The sequence below is a fragment of the Haliea sp. genome, from assembly GCF_040222615.1.
Classification (GTDB): domain Bacteria; phylum Pseudomonadota; class Gammaproteobacteria; order Pseudomonadales; family Halieaceae; genus Haliea.
In genome coordinates, this window is the sequence record NZ_JAVKCQ010000157.1 from 20,611 (window position 1) to 28,515 (window position 7,905).

General features: G+C 64.0%; 7 protein-coding genes. 5 read left to right on the forward strand and 2 right to left on the reverse strand.

Annotated elements, in window-relative coordinates:
• The first annotated feature begins 61 nt into the window (after window positions 1-61).
• Both RJQ10_RS12905 and RJQ10_RS12910 read left to right on the forward strand, forming a co-directional pair.
• The gene (locus RJQ10_RS12905) at window positions 62-1,576 is read left to right on the forward strand and encodes a glutamate-cysteine ligase family protein (protein ID WP_350147222.1); all 1,515 of its coding nucleotides are present in this window, start codon (window positions 62-64) and stop codon (window positions 1,574-1,576) included.
• On the forward strand, window positions 1,573-2,613 hold the full coding sequence (locus RJQ10_RS12910) for a M14 family metallopeptidase (protein ID WP_350147224.1): 1,041 nt from the start codon (window positions 1,573-1,575) through the stop codon (window positions 2,611-2,613). Before RJQ10_RS12905 ends, RJQ10_RS12910 begins: the two co-directional genes overlap by 4 nt.
• A 15-nt stretch (window positions 2,614-2,628) precedes the next feature.
• On the opposite strand, the gene RJQ10_RS12915 is transcribed toward RJQ10_RS12910, so the two are convergent.
• Window positions 2,629-3,186, reverse strand: coding sequence for a hypothetical protein (locus RJQ10_RS12915; protein WP_350147226.1), 558 nt, complete (start codon window positions 3,184-3,186; stop codon window positions 2,629-2,631).
• A gap of 262 nt (window positions 3,187-3,448) precedes the next feature.
• Here RJQ10_RS12915 and recA point away from each other — a divergent pair, with 262 nt between their 5' ends.
• The 3 genes from recA to RJQ10_RS12930 all read left to right on the forward strand — a co-directional run bounded on the left by recA (window position 3,449) and on the right by RJQ10_RS12930 (window position 7,089).
• Window positions 3,449-4,501, forward strand: a complete 1,053-nt coding sequence (gene recA / locus RJQ10_RS12920; RefSeq protein WP_350147227.1) for a recombinase RecA — start codon at window positions 3,449-3,451, stop codon at window positions 4,499-4,501.
• Window positions 4,502-4,611: 110 nt separating this feature from the next.
• A complete protein-coding gene (locus RJQ10_RS12925; RefSeq protein ID WP_350147229.1) occupies window positions 4,612-5,190 on the forward strand; it encodes a regulatory protein RecX in 579 nt (192 codons plus the stop codon).
• A 99-nt stretch (window positions 5,191-5,289) separates the two neighbouring features.
• Complete coding sequence (locus tag RJQ10_RS12930) at window positions 5,290-7,089, forward strand: ABCB family ABC transporter ATP-binding protein/permease (RefSeq protein WP_350147231.1); 1,800 nt, start codon at window positions 5,290-5,292, stop codon at window positions 7,087-7,089.
• On the opposite strand, the gene RJQ10_RS12935 is transcribed toward RJQ10_RS12930, so the two are convergent.
• On the reverse strand, window positions 7,083-7,905 hold an 823-nt coding region (locus RJQ10_RS12935; RefSeq protein ID WP_350147232.1), incomplete at its 5' end, for an AbgT family transporter. The two genes, RJQ10_RS12930 and RJQ10_RS12935, sit on opposite strands and share 7 nt — an antisense overlap.

Consider the following 7,905-nt stretch of genomic DNA (forward strand, 5'->3'; position numbering starts at 1 on the left):
TGGGAGAGCATGTTACGTCAAGGGACCGCGATCCTCTACCGCCTTCTTTGCGCGGGGCTCCGTGCCCAATCCGCAACTGTGCTATAAACGACAGATGGGCCTCGATATCCGACACTCTCAGTTCACCCCTGCCGATTACCGCCTTTTTGGTGAGCGCCTGGAGCGCAACCTCGAACGCCTGCGAGAGGTACTCGCGGTTCCCGGCTTTGGCGAGGGGCCAGGTTCGCTGGGTGCCGAGCTGGAACTGTACATCGTCGATCAGGCGGGGCGCCCGGCAATGCTCAATGCGGAGTTGCAGGCGGCGGCGGGCGATCCGCAACTCACCCTGGAACTAAATCGCTACAACCTCGAGTACAACCTGTCGCCGGTTGCCATGGCCGACGACCCGCTGCGGGCCCTGGAGCGGGAAATCCTGGCCAAGGTCCAGGCCTTGCGCAGCCTTGCGGCCGAGCGCGACGCCCGTATCGTACCCATCGGGATTCTGCCGACCCTGCAGTCGGCGGACTTCGGCCCCGCCTGCCTGACCGATAAACCGCGCTATGCGGCCCTGGTCGAGCAGCTTATCGCCCGCCGCGGCAGCCAGTTCCGGATCGATCTCAACGGCCGACACCCGCTGCGGACAGAGATGGACGACGTGACTTTGGAGGGCGCCAATACTTCGTTCCAGGTACACTACCGTGTTCCCCCTCGACACTTCGCCGACACTTTCAATGCCATCCAGGCGGTGACGCCGCTGGCCCTGGCGGTGGCGGGTAATTCTCCCACCCTGTTTGGTCACAGCCTGTGGCAGGAAACCAGGATTCCGCTGTTCAAGCAGTCGATTGATACCCGCCTGCCGGACCGGTACCACTGGCATGAACCCGCGAGAGTCAACTTTGGCCAGGGCTGGGTGCGGCGCGAGGCTTTCGAACTGTTTGTCGAGGCGGTGCGTCTGTACCAACCTCTGCTGCCGGTGTGTGCCGGAGATGACGCCGACCGTGAACTTGCCGCAATGCCCCCGCAACTGCCGGAGCTGCAGCTGCACCAGAGCACGGTCTGGCTGTGGAACCGGCCAGTCTATGACGCCGCCTGCGGCGGCCACTTGCGGATCGAGATGCGCGCGCTGCCGGCGGGTCCCACCGCGGCTGACATGGTTGCCAATGCCGCCTTCCTCATCGGCATGGCGGAGGGGTTGCGGCCCGGGATCAACGCCTGGTTGCCGGCACTGCCGTTCAATTTTGCCGAGCACAATTTTTACCGGGCCGCCCAATACGGTCTTGAGGCGCGTCTGGTGTGGCCGAGGGACAGGCAGTGTGCCTGTGAAGAGCGCACCGCAGCTGCCATTATCGCCGACATGCTGCCGGTGGCTCGGCGCGGGCTCCTCGCGATTGGCATTGACGGGGTTTCCGCCGGGCGTTATCTGGGCATAATCGAACGGCGGCTGGCCAACGGCCAGACCGGCGCCCGCTGGCAACTGGCGCGGCTGGAGCAGGCTGGCACGGCTGCCCGGCCCGACGCCGCCGGGCTGCGGGATTTACTGGAGACTTACATGGTGCACAGTAGTGGCAATAGCCCGGTCTCGGAGTGGCCTCTGTGAGGCGCTTCCGGTTTCTCCGCAACCCCCTCGCGACCGAGATCGGGACCAGCGTGGAAAGCTTCCTGCGCTATCTGGGCGGGCCGGCGAGCATCTTCCTGGAAGGGGCAGACACCAGCCGGACCCGGGCCTTCGTCACCCTGTTGCACGGCAACGAACCCTCCGGGGCAATGGCCCTGTTCCGCTGGCTGAAATCCGCTCGTCAACCCGCGGTCAACACGGTGTGCATCGTCGCCTCGGTAGAGGCGGCCCTGGCGCCGCCGCTGTTCACCTTCCGGATGTTGCCGGGACACCGGGATCTCAACCGCTGTTTCCGCCCGCCCTTCGACGACGATCAGGGGCGCCTGGCGGAGGAAATTCTCGAAATCCTGCGCCTGCACCGCCCCGAGGCAGTCGTGGATATGCACAATACCTCCGGCACCGGGCCCGCTTTTGGCGTCTGTACCCATATGGACCGGCAGCATGACGCCCTGGTGTCACTGTTCACGGAACGCATGATCGTGACCCGCCTGAACCTGGGTGCCCTGATGGAAATCAGCGAGCACCGCTATCCCACGGTGACGGTGGAAGTGGGCGGGCGCCTGGACGACAGTGCCCACGAGTTGGCCTGGTCGGGGCTTTGCGAGTACCTGCTGAGGCCGCAGGTGCTGGCGGGCGATAGAGTGGACTGGGGGCTGGAATTGTTGCACAACCCTATCCGGCTGGAGCTCAATCCCGGTGTACAGCTGGCGTATGCGGAGCAGCCTGACCCCGCGGTGCCTGTGACCCTGCGGCCCGATATCGAGCATCTCAATTTCGGTGTGGTGCAAACGGATGTGCCCCTGGGCTGGGTCAGGGGGGATTTGCGCTCGCTGTTCTGGGCCCAGGATGTGAGCGGCCGCTGCGCCGTGGGCCGCCTGTTGCGAGTGGAGGAGGGCCGCCTGTTTCCGGCCGCGCCGCTCAAGCTGTTCATGATTACCACCAATCCGGCCATCGCCGGCAGCGATTGCCTGTTTTACGCCATTGAGCAGAGTGCGGTGGAGGACCCGGTGTCGGCCTGACAGGCGGCAGCTGGTTCAGTCTTGCCAGCCCCAGGGTGCCGGCGGCGGAGCCACGGGCTGGCTGAGGTCGAAATCCACCCGGAACGCGCGCGGTGTGCCCAGTCGCCAGAGGCCGTAGGTGAAGACCTCGCCGGCCGCGATACGCATGGTCCAGACATTGGCGAAGGCGGGCTCGATAACCTCCCGGGTCTCCTCGTCGGCGGGAAACAGCTGTTCCCCGGCGCGCCCCGCGTTGGTGCTGGTACCGCCGTACATCGTGATGGCGTCCGGGCTGCCATCGGCGTGGCGGTGGTCGTGCTTGAGGGTGATCCGGTCGCCATCACGGGTCAGTATCCAGGTGCGGGAGAGGTCGTCGCCGACTGCAAAGGGGATCCGTATCCGGGTCTCGGAACAATCCCTCACATGCATGACCAGCGACTTGCCGGCGAAGTCGTCATCGGCGGGCGCGTCTACCAGTGCCCCGGCGAAGGCCTTGCCGCAGAGGGCGCTCAGTGCCTGCCAGTAGTCTTCCGGGGGTGTGCCGTGGACGGAGCCTGCCAGCAGCAGGGTGAGCGATAGGGCGATGGGTCGCACGGCGTTTCTCCCTGGAATCCGGACGGGGGGTACCGAGCTTACACCATTCCGGAGACCCTGCACCCCCCCTCACTGGAAACCTGTCGCCTGAACAGGCGGGTAGGGGATGAGGTGGACGAATTTGCCCGCATTTGTCTGGATTTGGGGCTTGCATTTGCCGGCCAATGCACTGAGTATATATACAGTAGTCAGGCAGGGTGCCCAGCGTCCGCCAGACCCCGAATCCGCAGCAGCGCAGTAACAACGACAGGAGCAGTCGATTATGGACGCCAACAAGCAGAAAGCACTGGATGCCGCCCTCAGCCAGATTGAACGCCAGTTCGGCAAAGGTACGGTCATGCGCATGGGTGACAACGAACGCGTTGCCATGCCCGCCATCTCCACCGGTTCCCTGGGGCTGGATATCGCCCTCGGTATCGGTGGCCTGCCGAAGGGACGCATCTGCGAAATCTATGGCCCCGAGTCATCCGGCAAGACCACGCTGACCCTGCAGGTGATCGCCGAGTCCCAGAAGCAGGGCGGCACGGCAGCCTTCATCGACGCCGAGCACGCCCTGGACCCCTCCTACGCGGAAAAGCTCGGGGTGCAAGTCGACGATCTTATCCTGTCCCAGCCGGACACCGGCGAGCAGGCTCTGGAAGTCGCCGAAATGCTGGTGCGCTCGGGTGCCGTTGACGTGCTGGTGATCGACTCGGTTGCGGCGCTGACGCCGAAGGCCGAGATCGAAGGCGAAATGGGTGATTCCCATGTGGGTTTGCAGGCCCGCCTGCTGAGCCAGGCCATGCGCAAGCTTACCGGCGCCATCAAGCACAGCAATTGCCTGGTCATCTTTATCAACCAGATCCGCATGAAGATCGGGGTGATGTTCGGCAACCCGGAAACCACCACCGGCGGTAATGCGCTGAAGTTTTACTCGTCGGTGCGCCTGGACATCCGTCGTATCGGTGCGGTCAAGGACGGCGACGAGGTCATCGGTAACGAGACCCGGGTAAAAGTGGTGAAGAACAAGGTGTCGCCACCTTTCAAGCAGGCGGAATTCCAGATCATGTATGGCAAGGGCATCTACCACATGGGTGAGGTGATCGACTGGGGCGTCAAGCTCAACCTGGTCGACAAATCAGGCGCCTGGTATGCCTACAAGGGCGACAAGATCGGCCAGGGCAAGGCCAATGCAGCCAAATTCCTGGAGGACAACCTGGCCATCGCCAACGAGATCGAAACCGAGATCCGCAAGCAGATGATGGTGGGCGTGGCGCCGGCGAAAAAGGGTGACAAGGAAGCCATTGCCGCTGAGGACGACGCCGCAGACGAGTGATTGCATACCCGGTGGCCTTGCGGTCACCGGTGGTTTCCGGCGCCGGGGGCCCACTGACCCCACTCTCACATCCCCGGCGTCTTTTTCTTGGCTCAGCGGGGTGAAAACCAGTGCAAGCAGACGTCACCAGAACAGGCGACAACGCCGACATGACTGCCGACCCTGATGGGCAGGCTGTGCGTCCCGCTGATGTCCGATTGGCCGCCCTGAACCTGCTGGCACGTCGTGAACACGCCCTCTCTGAACTCCAGGCCAAGCTGGGCCGGCGCTTCGCTGCTCCGGACCTGGTTGCGTCTGTTTTGCAGGAGCTGCAGCAGGAGAACCTGCAGAGCGACGAGCGTTACGCCGAGAGCCTGCTGCGCCAGCGTCTGCAACGGGGCTATGGGCCGGCTCGCGTTCGCCAGGACATGCGTGAGCGCGGCCTGGATGAGGCAGCCATAGCCGCCGCTCACGCCGCCATCGAACCGGACTGGTTTGCTCTGGCGGAGGAGGTGTTCAACCGCAAATTTGGCAGTCGCTCGGGGGGGCCGGCCGCCGGCGACCCGTTTGGACATGAGGAGGGTGTCCCGGGGCCGGATGCGCGGCGGGAAGCGCAGCAGGCGGCTCTCAGGGAAAAAGCCCGGCGGATGCGTTTCATGCAGTATCGCGGTTTCGCCACTGAACATTTTCGGCACCTGCTGGAGGACTGACGGCTGGCTATAGCGTAAATCTTTGCTATCCTCCGCTGCCCCCTGCCAGAGCTATCCCTATGCTGCCCACGTCCAGACTGCGAATCAGGCGCGATCTCCATGCGCGGCGGTAACACCGCGGAACCCGGCCAGACACTGAACTGGTCCATCCTGCCGCGTCTATGGCCCTATCTGCGCGATCATCGGCGGCGTATCGCCCTCGCACTGGTGTGCTTGCTGCTGGCCAAGGGCGCGGTGCTCGTCATCCCCTTCATCATGAAGCACCTGGTGGACGGGATGAACCTCCAGGCCGGCGCACAGCTGGCGGGTATGGTGGCGTTGGGTTTGGTGCTGGCCTATGGCCTGGCGCGGTTTTCCAGCGTCCTGTTCGGGGAGCTGCGTGACACCCTGTTCGGTCGCGTTACCGAGCGCGCAATGCGCAAGCTGGGTCTCAGGGTATTCCGTCATGTGCACGCCCTGGACCTGGACTTCCACCTCCAGCGACGCACGGGGGGCCTGGCCCGGGACATTGAACGTGGTACCAGCGGCGTCAGCTTTCTGCTGCGCTTCATGGTTTTCAATATCGTTCCGACCCTGTTCGAAATCGCCGCCGTGGTGTCGGTGTTTTTAATCGCCTACGGCGTCAGCTATGCGCTGGTGACGCTGGCTTCGGTGCTCGCCTACGGCTGGTTTTCCTTTGGCGCTACCGAGTGGCGAACCCGCTTTGTCCGCGAGATGAACGAAGCGGATTCCGCCAGCAACACCCGGGCGGTGGACAGCCTGCTCAATTTCGAAACGGTGAAATACTTCGGCAACGAGGACTTCGAGGCCCGCCGCTACGACGAGGATCTGGAGCGCTGGGAAATGGCCCGGCGCAAGAACCGGCTGTCCCTGTTCGGGCTCAACGGCGGCCAGGCACTGATTATCGCCCTGGCCCAGACCAGCATGATCGGGCTGGCGGTCTACCAGGTCCGAGCCGGCATTCTCACCCTGGGCGATTTCATCCTCATCAGTCAGTACATGATCCAGCTGTTCATGCCCCTGGGTTTCCTGGGCTTCGTCTATCGGGAAATGAAAGGGGCGATGGCCAATATCGAGAAGCTGTTTGCGCTGCTGGATGTGCGGCCCCAGGTGACCGAGCGCGAAGGCGCGGCCGAACTGGTGGTGCAGGATGCGGCGATCCGTTTCGATAACGTGAGCTTTGCCTACCAGGTCCAGCGGCCAATTCTGCAGGGGGTCAGTTTCACCGTGCTGCCGGGACAGAAAGTGGCGGTGGTCGGCGCCAGTGGAGCCGGCAAGTCCACCCTGGTCAAGCTGCTGTTCCGCTTCTATGACCCGACTGCGGGCAGTATTGTCATCGACGGCCAGGACATCGCCGGAGTTACCCTGCAGTCCCTGCGCCGGGCTGTCGGTATCGTGCCCCAGGACACGGTCCTGTTCAACGATACCCTGCTGGAGAACGTGCGTTACGGCAAGCCTGGCGCTGCCGACCACGAGGTTAACGCGGCGATCCGCATGGCGCATCTTGAAGACTTCCTGGCCCAGCTGCCCGAAGGTGGCGAGACACGGGTGGGAGAGCGCGGCCTGAAACTCTCCGGGGGGGAGAAGCAGCGGGTCTCCATTGCGCGCACAGTGCTTAAGCGCCCGCCGATCCTGGTATTCGACGAGGCTACCTCCAGTCTCGACAGTCGCTCGGAACAGTCGATTCTGTCAGCACTGCGGGAGATCGCCCGGCATCACACCAGCCTGGTGATAGCCCATCGCCTGTCCACGGTCGTCGATGCGGACCGCATACTGGTGCTGCACCAAGGCCGCATTGTCGAGCAGGGCACGCACCGGGAGCTACTGGCGCTGGGCGGGCACTATGCAGCGCTGTGGCGCGCCCAGCAGGATGAGCAGACGCGGGCGCCGGTTCAGTAGGTGTAGCTGGATTGCAGTCCCAGCGGCAGGTCCAGTGACCAGTAGCCGAGCAGGAACAGGGTCCAGAGAATGATAAAGGTGACCGAGTAGGGCAGCATCAGGGCGGTGACCGTGCCGATGCCGGCGCTGCGGATATAGCGTTGGCAGTAGACGACCACCAGCGGGAAATAGGGCATCAACGGGGTAATGATATTGGTGGTGGAGTCGCCGATCCTGTACGCGGCCTGGGTCAGGTCAGGTGACGCGCCCAGCTTCATCAGCATGGGTACCAGAATGGGGGCCAGCAGCGCCCACTTGGCGGAAGCCGAGCCCACGAACAGGTTCAGCACACCGGTCAACAGCACGATGCCGGAAATCGTCAGCGCGCCGGGCAGGCCCAGAGCCTGCAGCCCCGCGGCGCCCTTCACCGCCAGCAGGATGCCCAGGTTGGAGGCACTGAAGGCGTAGATGAACTGGGCGATAAAGAACATGATCACCAGGTAGTAACCCATGGTCTGCATGGTCTTGGTCATGCCCTCGATGACATCGCGGCTGCTCGTCACGGTGCCTGCGGCAATACCGTAGATCACGCCGGGCAGCAGGAACAGGAGAAAAATCAGCGGCACGATCGAGGCCATCAACGGCGCGCCGGCTTCGGTCAGGGAGCCGCCCGGACCGCGCCAGGCTGACTGTGCCGGCAGGGCGCTCAGCACCAGCAGGAAAATCGCCGCCAGCATGCTCCAGAGGGCAATGCGCAGGGCCCGGCGCTCTCGCTCCCCCAGTTCCTGCATGCCGGTTTCCGCCGCCACGTGCTCATCCAGCGGGCTGTGCCGCAGC